Here is a 17,730-nt window from a genome sequence, read left to right on the forward strand (position 1 = left end):
GAGCGGCGCAATCCGCGGCCGAACAGCCGGGCCAACTGGCGTACGGCGATGCGATCTCGGTCGTCAGGCTGCACCGGCGGATTCCAGTGGTCGTCGCAACACGTGATCTCTGACGTGTTGCACAGCAGGTTAAGCAGTCGTCCGGTCGCGATCACACGTCCGCGACACCGCGGTGCGCAATCCGCGGCTGCCGGCCCGCGTCCTGGCCGGGCTGCTGCACGAGCGCGACACGGCATGCACAGCGGTCACCAACCCGGTGATCCCGGTCCCCGTCCTGCACCGCATCCTTACCGCAGCCGCGGCAGCCCGGCGCTGACACTGATACCCCGCACGAGGGCCGTGGCGGTCCGGCACTGAACCCGGCACGCCGAGCCAACCACCCCTCCGCTCCAACTCCGCGATCACCCGCCGCGCCCGGCTGGGCCGTGCGAATTGGCTGGTCGGCAGTAGGGCCGGTACGGGATGCTGCACGCGTGATCGAGCGAGAAGCCGCCGTTCGGGCAGTCGAAGAACAGCTGGAGCGTGACTATCAGCAGTGGCGGACAGTGAGTGTGGACGCGATGCGGATGGTTGTGGTCCATGTCGAGGAGCACGAGCTGGTGTGGATCGTCTACTGGCAATCCGAGGAGTTCGTACGCACTCTGGATCAGGGGCACATGCTGGTCGGCAATGGGCCGTACCTGGTCGACCGCGTCGACGGGGGACTGCACCGGATCGGCGTCGTCTCCGCAAATACTGGGGAGTGGGAGAGCGACTACCGGGCCCGGATACGTGGGCTGCCGGTGCGCACCACGGTAGACGACCTACACGATGCGCTCCATGGAGTCGCCGCTACGCACGGACGCATGCACGCGGTGCGGACACTGCGCCAAAGGCTGCCGATGCTCTCGCCCGCGGAGGCCATCGAGTACGTGAGCGAACTGCTGACCAACAATGCGCCCGCGCGCCTCGTGGCCGTCGCCACCAAGGAACTCGTCGAGCCCCTCAACCCGGTACTTGCGGTGAAGACCATTCTGAACGGGGCGGTGGTCCGAGCGGGTCAGAGACCCGACGGGTGACTGGAAAGCCAGTCGGCATGCCGATCGCGCATCCGGTCCCGTTCCTCGGACGTGGCGAGGAAGACGTCGGCGCCACCGTCGTAGGGGGCGCCGATTCCGGGGGCGGGCCATCACCTGCTCCAAGTACCGGGGAGCCGGGCGGGACGCTGCGGGTAGCGGGGGCCGGGGCGTGCGGGCGGGGCCGGCCGATCCGGCGGCGCGGGCGAGGGATGAGCACGACAGTTCCTCCAGTCGTCGGTGGACAGCGCGGCGCCTCGCCGACGTCGTGCTGGTGTCGGCGGGGCGCCTCAGGTGGTGCGTTCGGCCACGCGGCCTGTCCGGTCCTCGCCCGGCCCCCGGCGTACGCGGGTAGAGCGAGGGTCAGGGCCAGGCAGGGCGTCAGGTCAGCGGCAGGTAACCGCCGTGCTCGGGAAGCCCTTCGCCTCGGCCGCGCCGTGCTCTCTCGCAGAGCGCCTTGGCTGGGCCATGGACGCAGGTGATGTAGGTCCCGGGGTAGATGTCGGGATCATGGCGCTTCATGATTCGCAGTAGTCGGTTCTTGGAGAGCGCAAGCTGTCCTTGGAACTGGGCGCGTTCGCCGGAGTCCTGGAGCCGTGCTGGGTTGACCAGGTTCCAAGCCGCAACTCTCGCGGACCGTAGGCCATCGCAGCCAATGACACGGCACGCAAAAGTCAGAACCGTCGGACAGAGTCGATGCCCGGCGGGCGGGCAGCAGCTCACGCCAGGGTGACGTGCATGCCGCCCTGGGCCAGGACATCGAGGACCACGCCGAACAGGTCGTAGGGCTGGCCGTCCGGTGTCAGGGCCTGGGACAGGTGCTCGCGTGCTGTCGCGGCTTCGCGCCAGAGCAGGGTTGCGGGGGCGGTGTAGCCGAAGGTGCCGCGCAGGCAGTCGTCGAGGGCGGCCAGACAGCCGCCGAAGTAGCCGCCCGGACCGTTCACCGCCTCGCCAAGCGCCAGGTAGAGGCCCGGTTCGTCGGTGACGTGTCGGCCGTCGAGTTCGTAGGCGTGACCGGCCGGCCGGTCACGGTGGGTGCGACGGCAGGCCCGCTCCCGGACGAGGTCGAGCCAGGCTCCGCGGCGCCGGGTGTCGAGGCCGGCCCAGGCACCCTGCGTGTCCGGCGGGCTGGCGAACCACCGCTCCCAGATGGGCCGGGCGTATTCGGGAACGGGCGTGAAGAGCTCTCCGTCGAGCTCCAGGTCGATCCGATCCGTGCCGTAGGAGGATGGGCGCCAGGCGCTGACTCTGGCCCAGAGCGGGCGTTCGGTGAGCGGCTCGCCCTGGTCGTCCTGTATCTCCAGGGCGGCCTGTTCCAGGTCCAGCGCCCGTCGGGTGCCCTTCATCAGTGCCGCCCGCAGCTGATCACCCTGGGCGAGCCCCCGCAGGACGAGCGGGGGCGCCGACTGTTTGGCCGGCAGGACGCGGCCGAATTCACGGCAGGAGCCCAGCCAGCGGTGCCCGTCGTGCACGCGAACTCGGCCCCTGTGTCCCTCGGGTGGGCCTTCGTAGTCGTCCAGGCCGGTGAGTACGAGACTGTCTGTCCCCAGGGGCTGGCCTACGCTCTCCGCGTCCTCCAGCATCCAGGGATCGAGCGTCTCATCGTCCGGCACCAGCCACACTCGGTCGCCGACCCAACCGCGCACTTCTGCCTGTGGAACCCAGCCGAACAGCTCGTAGGTCCCCCGCTGGGGCTCCCCGAAAAGCCCTTCCACCTCGGCGCAGACGCCCCAGGCATGCCCGTGCTCCTCCTCAGCCAGCGTGTACCGCCCGCGCCCGCGATGGCCCTCGTCTTCATGCACGGTGGGAATCATGCCGGGACCAGGTTTCCACGGCGAAGGCATTTCTCGCGTAGTCGGTCGCGATGCCTCAAGGCAGCTGGTCATTGACCACCCGTACACAAGGGTGCGGGTGGCCTGACCCCAGGCGCTCGAGAGGCCCCTGCTGCCCGGCTTCGGCCCGGGCAGCAGGGGCCTCTCCCGTTTGCCCAGAGAGGGAGAGGTCTACTTGCCGCTACAAGACCGTCCCCACTTCCAGCGTGTCCAGCCCGCGCCCCACTCGGCCCATGGGCGAGAGCAGCTTGGCCGCCCGATGTACCTACCAGGCTCCGGCAGTTGGCGAGCGGCCTGAGACGTCGCTCACCCTCGGTGTTGTTGTCCGCGGACAACAACACCGAGGAGTGGCCGCTGCCACTCGCCCCGTTGTCGCCCTATCCGAGTCGTCCAAGGCACGACTGCGGGTTGACGCTGTCCTGAGGGCTGGTCATGGCGTCGACAGGGGCCTGTGTAGAGGTGACCGAGTCGACCTGCGCCCACGCCTGCTCGGGGCGATAGTCGATCTCGGCCAGCAGCAGTCGTGATCGCGTCAAGTCCGGCGTGTCGCCCGTGCCTACGATCGCCAGACGGATAGACCTTCTCTCGACCACATGTTCGGATCATTGATTCGATTCGCATGAGTTCGGGGGTTTTGATGCACATACCGTGGCTCAGGCGCGCTGGCAGACAGGCGCTCACCATGGCGACCGCGGTCGCCCTGCTGTCGGCCGTGCCGTCTATGGCGCAGGCAGACGCATCGGCTGATCTTGAGGTCGAGTCACACGTTCTACCGATTGGCACGGCGACGCCATCGCTCGAGGAGTTGCAGAGCGAGGAAGGCATGGAACGTCTGCGGGGCATTGCCCGCAATGCGGAGCCGATCGCGCAGTTGCCGCACGAGACGGTGGGCCCTGCGGCCTCGTACGCGCGGCGCGCGACCCAGCCATCCCGCACCACACCTGTCGTTTCAACCGCCTCACCGACGCCCATGATCGCGGCTCCGGAACCGGCCCGCACGATGACGCTCGACGAGTGCAAGAAGGGCCTGGGCACCGACAAGAAGTTCTACTTCACGTCCCGGTTCGCGGCCTGTTCGGGTGCTTCGTTCGTGCAGACCTGGCTCGTCAACGGCAGGCCTTCCGGGGTGAGCATGTTCAACGTGCGGGTCGTGGGAACGATCGCCAAGAACAGCCGCACGATCAACTTCAAGTACTACTTCACCGAGATGGAATCGCAGGGCACCACCGAGGCACCTGCGATGAAGATCGACACCAAGGGAAAGATCCCCAACAGCTGGCCCTCCACGGTCCGCTACACCAGGGGAGGCAGCATGCCCGGAACGAAGACCTTCGCCGAACTCAAGGTGCTGCCCCCGTTCAGCGAAACCGTCAACGCCAAGCCCGGCCAGGGCAGTCAAGGAACCACGGATCTGATCGCTGCCATCTACCAGCCGTCCATCACCATCACACCGCCACCCAACGCCCAGCTCACCGGTGACCTCAAGGGCGATCTGTTCTTCCTGCCGCCGCGCTGGGACGCCGCCAAGTACCTGGCCAACTCCACCGGCGGCGGCAACCCTGATAAGCGGGGCGCGGCCTCGTTCGCCTACATCGGGATGCTGAACTACAGCGCGAAGGCCGGCGCCAAGGAGCGGGCTGTGGCTCAGCACGTCAAGACGGCGTTCACGAAACCACAGGACACCAAGCCGTACATGTCGGCGAAGAAGGTGCCCGGTCAGACGCCCGACAAGCCGTTGCACCGAACGGTCAGCAAGACGCGCAAGGACGACAACCGCAAGGCGGCGGTCAAGCAGTGCAAGCGGTACTGGGGCGCCAACTACACGCACGGCGGCACGCGCGAGTGCGACGAGTACCCCTTCGCCACCACGTATGAGGGCGCCGCGGAGCACGACTACGACGCGGACGCGAAGAAGTTCAACTTCTCCGTGAAGCCCATAGCCAAGGAAGACAACGGTGCGGGCGGCAGCCTGTTGCTCAGCTTCTACGCCAAGAACCGGGTCATCGACGGAATGGAGGACGGCTTCATCGTGAAGATTGTCTCCTGACGTGCCGGGGGCGGGGGCGTCGAACTGTCGGCGCCCCCGCCCCCGGGTCGCGTTCAGGCCGTTGCGGGCCAGAACTGCACGAGGTACTTCTCCACGCCTTCGCCCGTACCCTCCTGCTCCGACAGTGCCGCAGCTTCCCTGCGCCCGGCACAGCTCACCCGGACTCGCCAGGAGCCTCCTGAATCGGCAAGCGTGATCACATCGTCGGCGCGTCCCAAGTCCATGGACCAGACAGCCACTTCGCCGCTGGTGGACTCGAAGGGAGCCTCGGCCTGCTCGTCCCACCCGGAAGGATCCTGCTCGGGCGGTTGTCCGTCCCAGACCTCTACGGTGACCGCAGCGGTATGGGTGTGGCCGCCACTGTAGATGTCGAGACGCCCCGGGAAGTCGTTAAGGAACACGCCCTGCTCGAAGTCGTCAGGGAAGGGGAAGGGCAGGTCACCGTCATCGGACTCCTGAAGCCCGAAGCCGTGATGCCCCACATCCGCATCAAGGTGTTGCTGCCGGACAAGCTCAGCCATGAGGGCTCCTTGAGCATGACAAACGACTGGTCATCCCGTGATCCTAAGTCGGCCCCTCCTGAGAGCACAGTGGCATCGCCTTCCGGGCGATAGGCAGCCGTTCTGACGGCCAAGATGGCTGATCTCGGCAGAAGGCGGACTGCGTTTCCCCACCCCACGTGGGTGCAGGATTCACGGTACGAGGTCTGATGCGCTGGAACGCATCAGGTGGTCGAGGTCCAGAACACACGAGGCCCCCGGCCACCCCTCACGCCCGGAGGGGCGGCCGGGGGCCTCGTGTGTGGGGCGTGTCTTAAGGATCTTGCCCCCAGCATGTCCGGGCGGTGGTCCCGCAGCATGTCCGGGCGGTGGTCCCGACTTCCGTGCTGCAAAGCCCCGCGTGCTGCCCGCGGTCTCTAGTGTTGTGACCGGATGGGTTCGCCGGGTTGGTGGACGAGGAGCGGCCCCTGGTTGGCACGGGAGGCGGGCGATGAGTGACAACTACCCGCACCTGCTGTCTGCACCCAGGAGGACGGGCAGGCTCCGCTGTCGCGTCGACCGTTAACGTCGTTAATACTGCTGCAAAAGCTGAGCCAGCAGGAGCAGCAGCCGGCCTGTCCTGCCAGCAACCGCGCGGTCCGTCCACCCTGGTGTCCGAGGACGACGAACCTGTCCGGGTAAAGGACATCGTCGTTCGGAGCTCCGATGCCGGCGACGTACAGCCCGCCGTAGGCGATGAACCCGTTGTCGGCCGCATCCTCTCAGGAAGCCGACCGCACGTTCCTCGCTCTGGTTCCTCAGGACGGCGCCGACGTGCTCGGCCGACGTGCGTTTTTCCAAGCGTGCGGATTGACACTGATCGAACCCGAGACGCCTGGAGCTGCCTGGGGATGTCCAGTCACCGACGTCTTGCCCAGAGGCATCCCAGAAGCCCGGCCCAGCTGACTGGCCGGCCTCAAAACGGCGGCTTGGCTGGAGTGCCGGAGCCCCCGGAGGACGATCCTCCTGGGCCTCCACATGTTCATCCGGCCGTCGCTCTCACGTCGGGCCCTGTGGTTGTGCCAACTGGCACAGCCCCTCTCTCTATCTCAGATGCCGGTCCTCCTGGCGCGGGCAGCCAGAGCGTCGCACAGGATGCTGTCGGGCGTGCGTGCCATGCGGAGCAGTTCCCGGATCACTTCGGCCTTGTCCCAGCGGATGCCCGTCTGTTCCCGCAGGTCCAAAATCCAGTGGTCGATCTCCCGGGACTCGCCCGGGTCGAAGCGGACTGTCGTCGGGATGGCGCCTTCCGCCTTCGGAGCGGGCCGCGGAGCCGTGTCGTACGTCGTCGTCATACCTGACCCAACGAGAGTCGGCACAACAGGGATTCTCATCTCACCCTGCAAGGGGCAGGCCTTGCCGGATCATCCACGGTTCCGGCGCCGCTGTCCGCAGCTCGGCTAGTAGACCTTCCGAGTGAGCGAGCGCGGCGACTGCGGTGTCCGGGGATGCGGCGCCTCTACCGTGCGGACCATGGACGACACCAAGATGCCTGAGCCCTTGCGGCAGGCAGTTCACCAGCTTGTCTCCGAAGTGGTCATGAACTGCCAGGAGGTGCTGCGCTACACCGAGCCGGACATCGCACGCGACTGGAAGCGCATGACGATGATCCGGGCCACGGACGCCTCCGACACGATGGACATGGCGTCCATGCTGATCGCCGCCTACTGTCAGCGCACCGGCATGGCCATGGACACCCTCGCGTCGCACCTCCAGACCCGCCAGCAGCGCAGCCGGGCCGCAGGCCCCAGGGACGCGGACCGGCAGGAAGTCGCCGGAATGCTCGGCACGCCGCGTCCCCACGATGACGACCAGGACGCACAGATGTGGTTCTCGGTGGACCAGGGTTATGCAGGAGACGGGCTGATGTCCGAGCCCGATGAGCAGCGGCTGTTCACCGAGGCGTGTCTGCACGGACTGCGGGCCCGGTTGTGTGACGACGTCGAAGCGCTGGACGGCTACCTGCCGCCGCACGTCGCGGCGCTCGCGCGGAAGGTCGCTGGGGTGCTGGAGGTGCAGCAGCCGGCACCCGCGTGACGGCGGGGTCGCGGCGTCGTTGGACGGTGCGACCCCCGAGCCGGGCCCCGGGATGTCATGGCTGATCCCCCAGGGCCCGCGGTGTCCGAGGCGGGTCAGATCTCTCCGGCCGCCGTGGCGGTGAGCCAGTCGGCGGCTTCGGTGTCGGTCAGGATGAGCACCCGCGTCTGGTGGGCGGTGCCGTCCTGCATGGACGCGGCCCGGGCCCGCCGCGTGCTTCGTGGAATTGCGGTATCAGGCGGAAGGCAGGCCCGGTAGGACGATCCCCGTGTATGCGGCGAGCACGCTGCCCAGTGCTCCACTGACGACGGGAGAGTTGAGGATGCCCAGGATGGAAGTCCCCCACCGCTGGAGCCTGCCGGGGTCGGGCGAGCCGCTGGCGGCCTCGGTTTCGATACGTGTGGCGAGCTGGGTGAACTCGATGACGTCGTCTTCCGGCAAGTCGAGGATCGGTGCGGCTTGACGCAGGGCGCGGGCGAGCATGACGACCGCCGCGGGGTCGATCCCGTCCTTGTTGGTTGTGGCGTTCATGGTGAAGTCGCGGCTGTTCGCGGCGATGTTGCCGGTGTTCTCGCCGATGTGGAAGGTGATGTTGTCGCCAGGTTTTGGCTGGTTGACGTGGTCTTGCACGCTTCCTCCTGCCAGGGCGCAGCTGGCGCCCTGGGGTGTGATGGCGACCGTGGCGGGGTCGGTTTCGATGGCTTCGATGAGATCGTGCTCTGCCAGGTAGGAGAGCACTTGGTGCAGTTCCGTGCCGGTGATCTCGGCTCCGGCGAAGTACGAGCCCGGCGTCGCGAGGAACAAGGTCGGGTTGATGGGACTCTGGTCGCCTGCGGTGTCGTAGAGCCACCGCAGGAAGGCGTCCATCGTGTGGCGCAGTCGGGCAGCGCGGTCCTTCTGAAGGTTCTTCAGCCGTTGTACGGCGACGACGCCTTCATCGGTGAGGTGGACGTCGGTGGCTCCAGTCATGTCGCGGGCGATGTTCACCAGGCCGTGTTGCTCGAGTTGGAGAGCGAGGACGGTGGGATCTTCGTCTTCGAGCTGGTGTTCTTCGACGAACCGGGTCACGTCGACGTACTCGGCTGGGCGCTGTTGGTGGTTGGTGTCCAACCAGATCAGCAGTTGTGCCAGGTAGGCGCTGCTCTCGATCGCCCCGCTGTGGCTCAATGCGCCTCCAGATGTGCTGCTTTCGGCCTGGATCTGCACACGAGGAGGGTTGCGCCGCGCGGCCTGCTCCAAGCTCTTTTTCAAGCCTCCGACGTATGCCTTCGAGAACTTGTCGAAGTCACGGGAGCTGATGCCACGGGCCACGTTGCCCTCCTGTCTCAGGTGTCTCACAGCAAGCGTACGGAAAGGGTCTGACAGTGAGCCGTCCGCTTGTGTGTCTCCCGTTCCGCTCGCGTACTGGAAGAATCTTCGTCAGGGCTCTTGGTTCTGGATCCCTTGCTCTACCGCTTCCAGGGCAAGACGTTGGACGTCGGGTGAGTGGGTGAGGCTACGGATCGTGGACAAGACTGCGTCCGTGATACGCCGCACTGCCACGCGGTCCGCTGCGGGGGCCTCGGCAGCCGCCTGAAGCTCACTCGTCTGTGCCAGCAGCGCCTGCTGTTCCCTGGCCTCCGGGGTCAATGCCGGGGTCAGCTGCCGGATCAGGCTGACCACTGCCAGGATCTGTGCTGAGTCGGAGGCGGCCTGGGTTGCGGCGTTCTGGGTGACACTGGTGCTGTTCGCCGCGATGTTGCCGTTGTTCGTGGCGATGTGGAACGTCACGGGGCCATTGTCCCTGCGGCGGATGTATGCAGCGACGTCGCCGCTGTAGCCCTCCACGCAGTCCTCACCGGCCGCAGTGATCTCGGCCAGGACCGGGCCGGCCATCTGATCGAATGTGCCGCCGCCGCAGATCAGTCCGTGCTGCTCCAGGTATGCAGATGCTCGGTCGATCTCGTCCTCGGTGAACCGCACGCCCTGGTCCACAGACAGGCCGTCGTCCGCGAGCACGTCCATCACGTTCGGCATGGGCTCGCCTGGACTTCGTTGCTGTTTCTGGTGCCACAGCCACATCAGCAGAGCCCTGCGGGACGCGTTCAGGTGAAGCACCGCGTCGGGGGACGGTGTGGGCGTCAGCAGCCTCCCGCTGGTGGAATCCCGGTCTGCCTCCTGCAGAACTTGGTGCACCTGTCTGCAGGTCTCACTCACGTAGCCGTGCAGGTCAGTGGCGTGCTCATAGAGCATGACGTGCCGTGGGACGTCCATTCTCCAGCTGCCGTCCTGGGCTGTGCCATACGAGCCAGACATGAACGGTTCGTTGAAAAGGGAATCCGGGACCAGGCGGAGGATGCGGGGATCCATCTGCGGGAGCGCCCGCTGAAGGTCCTCGGATGTAAGGGACACCCGGGTGACCTCGTTCGGCGAGCGAGGAGCGTTCCGCCACAACGTGATCATGTGGTGGAGCGCCTGGAGGAAGGGCTCCCCCAGGAAGTAGCGCGCTTCGTCCAATGCCCAGGCCGCAGCGACCGTCAGCTTGATCCGGGTGTCCTCCGTGAGGATGCGGGGCACTGCCGTGGTGAAGCCGTAGGAGAGCCCCACCGATCCGGAAGCCCCGATCCGCGGAAGCGAGTCGAGCACGGCCCGGGGATCCGTTATGCCAAAGGATTTCGCCCTGTGCTCCACCCATTCCCACATCGGCCAATGGCCATCAGGATCTTCCCCCTGCTGGGTGCCGATCATGGCGAGCAGCATGAGTTGGTGCCGCTCAAGTTGTACTTCCGTCAAGTCGCGCACGGACATGTTCTCGATGTCCCCCGATGAGGCGATGTGGTGGTACTGAGGGACGCTAGCGGACGAAGCCACAGCCCCTCGCCATCAGGGCACGCGGGTCACCGCACCAGAGGTGAACCACTGCTGCCCGTCGGTGCCGACGCCGATCACTGCCATCGAGGCGGGCAAGGCGTCCAGCGTCTCGTGCAGGTTGGGGTCGGTGAGGCGGAGCAGATCCGGGAGCATCGGTAGAGCGTGACGGTGTCGAAGCCCCCTGCAATGCTCTCCAGCGGGAGGGCTGGACCCGGCGGTCGTCGAGTGCCTGACAGGGACGGAGTCGGGCGCGGCAGGACGGCTAATGTGTGCGCAGTCGCTTGAGGAACGTCCTGACCAGGGCGTCCAACTCGGAGTCCTTGGCGGTTTCTTCCACCAAGATCCGCTCGATGTGAACGAACCCGCTGTTCCGCCAGTGCCGATCTCTGGTGCCGTCAGCCGCCAACCGGCCGCGGTGATGTGGTCCGTCGACCTCGATCAGGCCTGCCTTGCCTTCGCGGACGACCAGGAAGTCGGGTGTCCATGTGTTGCCGACCCCTACGCGTCCCAGTGGCAGAGGAAAGATCGCGATAGTGGCGTCGGCGGGGAGGGCGGCTTGGGCGCGCTTGAGCGCCTCATAGACCCGTACTTCCTCGCGGGAGTCAAAAACGAATCCGTCGCGTCGCAGTTCGGGTTTCGGATCGGTGACGCGCGCGGCATGGTTCGTGGCGGTGTCGGAAGTGAGCCGCCCCTGAAGGGCTGACCTCCAGTCTGGGGCCACGTCTGGAAGCGCAGGCCCGACGTAGACGGAATGCGCTTCGACGCCGTTCCGCTCGGCAATCGGCAAGAGAGCGTCCCGGATCCGCACAAGCAAGTCCTCGGTGAAGCGGTCCATCAGCCATCCGGGAACCAGAAGGCGGGCATCCATCCAGTCGCCGAACCTGTTGCCAGGAGACCACTCAATGCCTTCAACATCCAGTAGAAGGGCTGCCGCCTGAACGTCTCCTTGATCGTGAAGGAACCAGGCCGTCTGCCCGAGGACGGTCTCCTCTACAGAAAGCGCCGCCTCTTCGCCTGAGGCCTTACCGACGTCTGAAGTCACCGCTCAACACTAAAACCCCGGCCTGACATTCGAACCCAGTTGCCGGAAGTGCCGATGGTGATGCGGCACTTCCGGCGCGCGCGCCACTTACCGTGGGGCCGTGACGACGTCTCCCGACAACGATGCCGAGCCGGTGCCGGTGCGGGTCGTGCTGCCCGCCGATCCGGTGCTGGGGCAGGAGCCGCAGGAGGTCGTCGCGCGGCTGTGGAGGCGGCGGCAGCGACCGGGACGGGCGTCAGCCTCCTTCAGGGCTACGTGCTCAACGTGTACGGCCCTGACGGGACCAGATTGCACCATTACCAGGGAGAACTCCTCTTGAGACCGAGACTCTTTACGTCCATCCTCTAAGGCCGCCCGCTGAGGAAACCCTCAACCCTTCCTCTGGAAATCGCCGACCCCGCGTACCGTGATCCCGGCCGGGACATCATGCACGACATGAACCCCGCACCCGCCGCCGACTGGGCCCAGAGGCACCTTCCCGCCCTAGGCCTCGCCCTCGCGGCCCTCGTCCTCGTCGGCGTCCTCCTGTCCATCCTGAAGGACGCCGGCGAGACCACCCCGGATGGCGACGACCAACGCCCGAAGCCCACCCGCTGGCAAGTTTTCCGCGCCGCGCTCGGCGGCCTCGCCGGCGCCACCATCTTCGTCCTCCTCTTCTGGCAAGGGCCCTGGTGGTTCGACAGCCTCCACATCCGCAAAACCAACCTCGGCCCCGCCGATGGCGTCGTCATCACCGGCTTCCGCACAGGCCTCGTCGCCCTCGCCGCCGGCCTCATCGCAGGCGCAGGGCTCTACTACACCCACAAAAAACACCAACTCGAACAACGACAGTTCAAACACACCCAGAAACAGTTCGACGAAAGCCAGAAGCAGTTCGAGAAAACCGTGCTCGAAGCCCAAAGGCGCGACGCACAGCAGGCCGAACTCACTCGAGAAGGGCAAGTCACAGGCCGCTACGTCGAAGCCATCAAGCTTCTGGCAGCCGACGGCGTTCATGAAAAACTGGGCGGAATCTACAGCCTCGAACGCATCATGAACGACTCCGAGAGAGACCGAAACACCATCGTCGAAGTACTAGCCGCCTTCGTCCGGCAGCGACTGAACGGAGACGCAGCCGAAATTGAGCACCTCCGTGACAGGGCAAACGCCCGGGCAATTGCAGAAGAACGCGGCGACCCCATCGACCCCGAAGAGCCGCCTATCCCCCTCGTTCCTCTTGCAGAAGACATTCGAGCAGCCCTCAGCGTTCTCAGCCGCAACTGGACCGAAGGAACCTCGACTCCAGACCTACGCAGCCTGGACCTGTTCCACTGGGACGCCAGCGAGGCGCAACTCAGAGGTGCCTACATGTTTCAAGCGCACCTTATGGGCGCGAAGCTAAAAGGTGCATCACTAGAAAATTCTCAACTACGGGATGCCCAGCTATACAAAACAAACCTGGAAGGAGCGAACCTCTCCGATGCCGTATTGGAGGAGGCCACTTTGAGCTATAGCACCCTGAACAAAGCCCGGCTCGAGCGCACAAAACTTCGCGACGCTCATCTACAGTTTTCCAAGGCGCGCCAAGCCCACTTCGTGGACGCTGACCTCACAGAAGCGTATTTGCAAGGTTCCGTGCTTGTGGGCGCAACGTTCGAGGGGGCGACCCTCACTGGAGCCCGCCTACGGGACGCCGATCTGGCTGAGGCAGACCTAACCACCTCGACCGGCCTGACGGTTGACCAGATTTGCCGAGCGCGCATCTACAACGACACCAAACTGCCTGCTGGCATCGCCGACCACCAATGGGTCAAAGATCGCATTGCGGTATGCGATGCAGCCAAAGCAGACCGCAAGCGTCCACGGGAGTGGGAGAGGCCGACCGAGCCCGAAGAACGCCAGACCGCAACAGGGCAGTCAGGTGACAGCACCTGACCGTCCATCACCGCGCCAGGTGCGAGGTGACGGGTTGGTGTCAGTGGGTGGCAGTGACGGCTCGTCAGGCTGGGATGCTGTCGCTGGTGGGGCATTGAGCGGGGGCGTGGTCATTGTCGTGGGGCTGGTACACCCCGCTCCGCTCCACTGTCTTGAGAGCGGCACTTCTGACCAGTACGGCGTCGGCCGACCCGGCGCCACGCGTACCGGCAAGGTCAGCGGCCGGCCCCGACCAGAAGGGCGACCATGATGGACCGCGTTCGCCTCCGCCACCTGGTCCCCGACGTCTCGGACCATTGGCGTCCGAGAGGCCTCGCTGGCATGTCGAGTCACGAGACGATCCACTCGCTCCGAGGACCGCAGATGGTTGGCCACGATTCTTCGAGCCACCCCATACAGCCAAGGCAGCGCCTTGGGTGGGATGTCATCCTCCGCCGCCACGCGACGGCGAAGACCTCCGCAGTGATGTCCGGTGCATCATCCGCGCCTACACGCCGATTCGCGTACTGCAGTACAGAGCCATAGTGGTTCGCATACAGCACGCTGAACGCCTGCGGGTTCTGCACCGGCACTCCTCTAAACGAGGCATGTCCTCTTCTTGTCCGCCTGGCTCCTGCTTCTTACAGGCGACTCGGACGAAGTTCGTTGCTGAGTGCCGGGACTCGGTCGCGTTGCCGCCGTTGTCAGTGGCGGCCACTACGGTCCGCACCATGACGTCGACTCCCAACCCCAACCCCGCGCGGTGGCTGCTGGAGGTCACCGCTGCCGCGGCCTCCGCGGCCCCGGCCTCCTTCGAGCAGCAGCGGCAACTCCTTCGGTCCGTCGCTCAGTTCGACCAGCCTTCACGGACCTGGTGGGCGTATATAGGTGCGCTCGACGTCCGTGCGCTCCGCATCCTGGAGCGCCTGTTCGAAGCCGCCCGGCGTTTCGGCACCGAGGTCCGTGTGCAGGTCATCGCCGCACCTGACGGCTGGGCGGGGCCTTCTTTCAGTGACGCTGGCGAGCTTGCGGACCTGGTGACGGCCCGGGCCGACTGCGGCCGGCTGCTGGGGCAGCTCCACCTTTCCTGACACATGGGAGGAACTGCGGAGTCCAACGGCCACGTCGCTCAGTCATCGGCCGGAGCGCGTCGTGTCCTGCCCTTAGTGGTCGGGTACCGCTTCGGCAACTGGCCGCGGCGGCGGGGGAGGCTGTCGGGTGGGCAAGGTGAGCCGGAACAAGAAGGAGCGCAGCAGGGACGAGTCCCAGCAGCGGATGGCCACGGGCGCCGCCCGGGCCGCACACCGCCTGCATAAGCAGACCAGGCGCTCTCTGGCCGGTAACCCGTGGGTGCAGACCATGCTCGCCTCATCGAGACTGTGGGGTACTCCACTAGCCTTCTCCCACCAAGGGCTGCATGGCGCCCTGGGACTGGAGGGGAGAAGAGGCGCATGCCCAGCTGGGGAAAATCGATCATGGTGACCGAACCGGCGAACGCAGTCGTTCGGCTGGCACGCTACCTCGCTCCCAAGCCGTACGGAGGGTGGCGCCTGGGGGAAGATCCCATGGCTCCGCTGTACTTCGTGCTGGGGGCAGGATTGGTGTTCGGCCTGGGCGGCCGTGGTGTGGGGGTGCTTGCGAGTGATGTCACGGGGCACGGCGTAACGACTGAGGCGTGGATCGGCTTTGATCTGCTGCTCATCTGCGCCGTGATGGCGGCCTACGGTCTGACAGAGCGATACGGCATCCGGTTCCCCCCTGGTGACGACACACGTACGGCCGCCGTCCGGATTATCGTCACTCAGGGCAACGCCGCTTGGAGAGCCCTGTCGCGCAAGAGGCGGAGACAGCACAAGCAGACCGTGCGTGCGCTGAATGCGGCGGCACGTCTCCTGCTGATCGATTCAGGTGATGAGCGGTCGAAGCTGATGCTGACTCAGCACGCGCAGACACTCAGGGAGCAAGCTACAGCCGCCGACTAGCTCCGTGACGCTGTGATGGAGGAAAGACAGCCAATGGGAGCGCCCGCTAGCCCGTTGGGCGCCCCCATCTGTGGAACTGCAGACGAACGCGTACGTCTCAACCTGCTCGCCCGTGGCATCGTGGTGAGGCAGTGCTTCGGTTGCATGGCCTTTGCTGGCGTGTCAGAACAGCAAAAGCTGCCGCATGTCGCCGTTCTTGGAGCGGATAAGCACCTGGTTCCCGCCGGCCGTCTCTCGCTCGACAAGTTCCATGAGGGCGACTGCGCGGCGGATCGACTCCGTCAGTGAGATGCCTCGCTCGTCCTTGTGCTTCTTGAGGAACGCGGCAGTCTCAGGGTTGATGTTCACGCTCAGCCTGGTGGTGGTGACTGTGGTGTCTGTCGAGTTCTCCCTAGGCATGCCAGGCTCCTTCATCAAGTCGAAGATGCCGGCTCAACAGCGCAGTGAGCGCCGGTGCCGGCTGCAGGCGAGTGAGATGTGTTGATCCTCAGCCCTCACTCCGGCTCGGACGTGTGCGTGCTAGCGGGGTGTCGCCTGCCCATGCCAAATCACCCCTCTGCGGTGAACCGCCAACTTCAGCAATCAGTGCATCGATGCCTTGACGGTGAACCGTCAAGGCCAGTGCTATCAGTGCGTCGGTGCGCTCTGCGGTGAACCGCCAAGTTCAGTGCAACCAGCACATCGATGACTCGATGATGCCTTCTTGCACATCGGATGTCAAGTAAAAACCGGGTTTCTGCTACATGAAATGTACCCTCGATGTACATCCGATACACATGTAGAGCGGTGATCATGCGCACTAGAGGTTAATAAGATCCACACAGGGTGTGATATCCTTGCCCCCAAGCGCCGCTTGGGGGCTACCGAGTCCGCTACGTCCAGGGGCCCGGCCGGGCACTCATCGAAGGGACAGCCGCATATGACGATCGATCAAGGTCCGTCACGCGAAGCGGTTTTCTGTCCGTTCCTGCGCCTGCGCCCTTCGGGCTCCCGCGTCCTGGTGAGTGTGGAGACGGACTTCACCTGCCCCCGGTTCCGCGCCCCCGACTACGTAATGTGCAACGCGCTGGGGCTGTCCGAAGTGCCCGGCGTCTCGGAGGAGTCCCTCGAGGAGATTTCCGTACAAGATCTCTGCGACGATGGCGACGAGTGGTCCGAGACCGACGTGCCGAATCTGCCCAGCAGGGAGCTGACGGACTACCAGCTCGGCCCGGCGGAGCGTGGACCCGAGTGCAAGCCCGGGGAGGGGTGCCGTGAGCACGGCTGAAGGAACGAGCCAAAATGGAAACGACGGCGTCGAGGAACTCACTGAGACCGTCATCCCGTTGCCGAAAAACACTACCGACGACTTCCTCCGGCTCGCCGACTACGAGGAGCGCAAGGACAAGCAGCTAACCAGACGCAAACTCGCCTTTGGGCTACTCCAGCTTGTAGCGGTGCTTGCGGTGTTTCCGACATTGGCTCTGATCTTTAAGCACTGGACCAAGTTCACCGCTGAAGACTTCCGGGAGCTCAGCCTGATCTTCACTCCGGTGGTGGCGCTTGCCAGCGCGGCCTTCGGCTTCTTCTTCGCCTCCGATAGTCAAAAGTAGCCGTGACCTGTGTGAACGTCCGTAGCCGGTGCGCAGAGCACCGGCTCTTTTGATCCTCAGATGCGGGACATCACGAGTGTGTTCAGCGTTGGGGTCTGGCGGTAGGGCTTCAGACCTGCTCGGTACCGTCCAGGCAGGGCCACGGTGCGGCGACGCTCTGTGCGACTCGGGTGTGTGCCGACCTCCCTGAGCTGACGATGCTCAGGGAGGGCTCTGGCCCGTTCAGTCTCACAGGGGGGTGACGTTGCGTAGGTGGTCGACGAGGGCGGGCTGGGGGAGCGGGATGGTGCCGATTTCGGAGTGGTGCAGGCGAGTGATGTGGAGGTGGATCTGTTCCATGCAGGGTGGACCGAGCAGGGGGGCGGTGGAGCGGTCGCCGCACAGGAAGGCGGGTTCGAAGGGCTGGCGCAGGAGCTGAGTACGCCAGTAGTCGGCGTCGTGGTACTCGCCGCTGTGAGCGTGTTCGAGGAAGAGGCAGTATTCGGCGACCTGGTGACCGGCGCCGGCGGCGAAGCGCCACCAGAAGCGGGCGCCGCTGCTGTCGTCGGCGAGGTGGAGCAGGCAGGCGAAGGCGAGTGCCCCGGCTTTGTCGGCGTACTGGCTGGTGATGAAGTCGTTGAGGTGTGCTCTCCGACTGCGTCGTCTACCCAAGCCCCCGCGACAGCCCGCTCGACTTCCTCCCGTACGCAGCGTCCGGCAAGCCCCAGCCCGGAGGGTTCCGCCTCGGACCGACGCCGGGCCTGGCGAAGCTGGAGGGCGTCCAGTCGATGCTGTGGGCGGTCGACCTGGTGGAGAAGGGCCTCAACCCGGCCCGCCACATCAAGGGCGGCGACGCCGTCCTGGACGAAGGAGAGTAAGGCC

Annotated in this window: 20 protein-coding genes and 1 pseudogene; 10 read left to right on the forward strand and 11 right to left on the reverse strand. The window is 65.7% G+C overall.

What is annotated here, in order from left to right; all coding sequences use genetic code 11:
• Nucleotides 1–172: 172 nt before the first annotated feature.
• Both ACZ39I_RS39225 and ACZ39I_RS39230 read left to right on the forward strand, forming a co-directional pair.
• The gene (locus tag ACZ39I_RS39225; protein ID WP_467250148.1) at nucleotides 173–316 is read left to right on the forward strand and encodes a hypothetical protein; all 144 of its coding nucleotides are present in this window, start codon (nucleotides 173–175) and stop codon (nucleotides 314–316) included.
• Between the two features lie 157 nt (nucleotides 317–473).
• Entirely contained in the window at nucleotides 474–1,058 is a 585-nt protein-coding gene (locus tag ACZ39I_RS39230) for a YrhB domain-containing protein (protein WP_467250150.1), read from the forward strand.
• Here the strand turns inward: ACZ39I_RS39230 and ACZ39I_RS39235 are convergent.
• The 3 genes from ACZ39I_RS39235 to ACZ39I_RS39245 all read right to left on the reverse strand — a co-directional run bounded on the left by ACZ39I_RS39235 (nucleotide 1,040) and on the right by ACZ39I_RS39245 (nucleotide 3,423).
• A complete protein-coding gene (locus tag ACZ39I_RS39235; RefSeq protein WP_467250372.1) occupies nucleotides 1,040–1,153 on the reverse strand; it encodes a DUF3885 domain-containing protein in 114 nt (37 codons plus the stop codon). The two genes, ACZ39I_RS39230 and ACZ39I_RS39235, sit on opposite strands and share 19 nt — an antisense overlap.
• 621 nt (nucleotides 1,154–1,774) lie before the next feature.
• Nucleotides 1,775–2,869: a barstar family protein gene (locus ACZ39I_RS39240; protein ID WP_467250152.1), complete on the reverse strand. Its 1,095-nt coding sequence runs from the start codon at nucleotides 2,867–2,869 to the stop codon at nucleotides 1,775–1,777.
• A 395-nt stretch (nucleotides 2,870–3,264) separates the two neighbouring features.
• Nucleotides 3,265–3,423: a hypothetical protein gene (locus ACZ39I_RS39245; RefSeq protein ID WP_467250154.1), complete on the reverse strand. Its 159-nt coding sequence runs from the start codon at nucleotides 3,421–3,423 to the stop codon at nucleotides 3,265–3,267.
• 146 nt (nucleotides 3,424–3,569) lie between these two features.
• Between ACZ39I_RS39245 and ACZ39I_RS39250 the strand changes: the two genes are divergently transcribed.
• Nucleotides 3,570–4,934 (forward strand): NucA/NucB deoxyribonuclease domain-containing protein, encoded by a 1,365-nt coding sequence (locus ACZ39I_RS39250; protein WP_467250156.1) that lies wholly within the window; start codon nucleotides 3,570–3,572, stop codon nucleotides 4,932–4,934.
• A 53-nt stretch (nucleotides 4,935–4,987) separates the two neighbouring features.
• On the opposite strand, the gene ACZ39I_RS39255 is transcribed toward ACZ39I_RS39250, so the two are convergent.
• A complete protein-coding gene (locus ACZ39I_RS39255) occupies nucleotides 4,988–5,455 on the reverse strand; it encodes a hypothetical protein (protein ID WP_467250158.1) in 468 nt (155 codons plus the stop codon).
• Between the two features lie 1,067 nt (nucleotides 5,456–6,522).
• Nucleotides 6,523–6,768: a hypothetical protein gene (locus ACZ39I_RS39260; protein WP_467250160.1), complete on the reverse strand. Its 246-nt coding sequence runs from the start codon at nucleotides 6,766–6,768 to the stop codon at nucleotides 6,523–6,525.
• Between the two features lie 178 nt (nucleotides 6,769–6,946).
• Between ACZ39I_RS39260 and ACZ39I_RS39265 the strand changes: the two genes are divergently transcribed.
• The gene (locus ACZ39I_RS39265) at nucleotides 6,947–7,510 is read left to right on the forward strand and encodes a hypothetical protein (protein WP_467250162.1); all 564 of its coding nucleotides are present in this window, start codon (nucleotides 6,947–6,949) and stop codon (nucleotides 7,508–7,510) included.
• A 234-nt stretch (nucleotides 7,511–7,744) separates the two neighbouring features.
• Here ACZ39I_RS39265 and ACZ39I_RS39270 read toward each other — a convergent pair whose 3' ends face one another.
• The 4 genes from ACZ39I_RS39270 to ACZ39I_RS39285 form a co-directional block, all read right to left on the reverse strand.
• Complete coding sequence (locus tag ACZ39I_RS39270) at nucleotides 7,745–8,821, reverse strand: hypothetical protein (RefSeq protein ID WP_467250164.1); 1,077 nt, start codon at nucleotides 8,819–8,821, stop codon at nucleotides 7,745–7,747.
• 108 nt (nucleotides 8,822–8,929) lie between these two features.
• Nucleotides 8,930–10,297: a hypothetical protein gene (locus tag ACZ39I_RS39275; RefSeq protein WP_467250166.1), complete on the reverse strand. Its 1,368-nt coding sequence runs from the start codon at nucleotides 10,295–10,297 to the stop codon at nucleotides 8,930–8,932.
• A 75-nt stretch (nucleotides 10,298–10,372) separates the two neighbouring features.
• On the reverse strand, nucleotides 10,373–10,513 hold the full coding sequence (locus ACZ39I_RS39280) for a hypothetical protein (protein ID WP_467250168.1): 141 nt from the start codon (nucleotides 10,511–10,513) through the stop codon (nucleotides 10,373–10,375).
• A 109-nt stretch (nucleotides 10,514–10,622) separates the two neighbouring features.
• Nucleotides 10,623–11,402: a hypothetical protein gene (locus ACZ39I_RS39285; RefSeq protein WP_467250170.1), complete on the reverse strand. Its 780-nt coding sequence runs from the start codon at nucleotides 11,400–11,402 to the stop codon at nucleotides 10,623–10,625.
• 435 nt (nucleotides 11,403–11,837) lie between these two features.
• Between ACZ39I_RS39285 and ACZ39I_RS39290 the strand changes: the two genes are divergently transcribed.
• From ACZ39I_RS39290 to ACZ39I_RS39300, 3 genes are all read left to right on the forward strand, one after another.
• Complete coding sequence (locus tag ACZ39I_RS39290) at nucleotides 11,838–13,316, forward strand: pentapeptide repeat-containing protein (RefSeq protein ID WP_467250172.1); 1,479 nt, start codon at nucleotides 11,838–11,840, stop codon at nucleotides 13,314–13,316.
• Between the two features lie 710 nt (nucleotides 13,317–14,026).
• On the forward strand, nucleotides 14,027–14,386 hold the full coding sequence (locus tag ACZ39I_RS39295; RefSeq protein ID WP_467250174.1) for a hypothetical protein: 360 nt from the start codon (nucleotides 14,027–14,029) through the stop codon (nucleotides 14,384–14,386).
• A 360-nt stretch (nucleotides 14,387–14,746) separates the two neighbouring features.
• On the forward strand, nucleotides 14,747–15,277 hold the full coding sequence (locus ACZ39I_RS39300) for a hypothetical protein (protein ID WP_467250176.1): 531 nt from the start codon (nucleotides 14,747–14,749) through the stop codon (nucleotides 15,275–15,277).
• A 162-nt stretch (nucleotides 15,278–15,439) separates the two neighbouring features.
• Here the strand turns inward: ACZ39I_RS39300 and ACZ39I_RS39305 are convergent, their stop codons facing one another.
• On the reverse strand, nucleotides 15,440–15,676 hold the full coding sequence (locus ACZ39I_RS39305) for a ribbon-helix-helix domain-containing protein (RefSeq protein ID WP_467250178.1): 237 nt from the start codon (nucleotides 15,674–15,676) through the stop codon (nucleotides 15,440–15,442).
• Between the two features lie 520 nt (nucleotides 15,677–16,196).
• Between ACZ39I_RS39305 and ACZ39I_RS39310 the strand changes: the two genes are divergently transcribed.
• Nucleotides 16,197–16,544: a hypothetical protein gene (locus ACZ39I_RS39310; protein WP_467250180.1), complete on the forward strand. Its 348-nt coding sequence runs from the start codon at nucleotides 16,197–16,199 to the stop codon at nucleotides 16,542–16,544.
• Nucleotides 16,531–16,869: a hypothetical protein gene (locus tag ACZ39I_RS39315; RefSeq protein ID WP_467250182.1), complete on the forward strand. Its 339-nt coding sequence runs from the start codon at nucleotides 16,531–16,533 to the stop codon at nucleotides 16,867–16,869. The genes ACZ39I_RS39310 and ACZ39I_RS39315 overlap by 14 nt, the downstream gene beginning before the upstream one ends.
• Nucleotides 16,870–17,097: 228 nt before the next feature.
• On the opposite strand, the gene ACZ39I_RS39320 is transcribed toward ACZ39I_RS39315, so the two are convergent.
• Nucleotides 17,098–17,520, reverse strand: coding sequence for a hypothetical protein (locus ACZ39I_RS39320; RefSeq protein ID WP_467250184.1), 423 nt, complete (start codon nucleotides 17,518–17,520; stop codon nucleotides 17,098–17,100).
• On the opposite strand from ACZ39I_RS39320, the pseudogene ACZ39I_RS39325 reads away from it, so the two are divergent.
• Nucleotides 17,493–17,726 (forward strand): annotated as a pseudogene (locus ACZ39I_RS39325) (telomere-associated protein Tap); the annotation flags it as partial. The gene ACZ39I_RS39320 and the pseudogene ACZ39I_RS39325 overlap by 28 nt on opposite strands.
• Between the last annotated feature and the right edge of the window lie 4 nt (nucleotides 17,727–17,730).

The organism is Streptomyces sp. NPDC024687 (assembly GCF_055559055.1).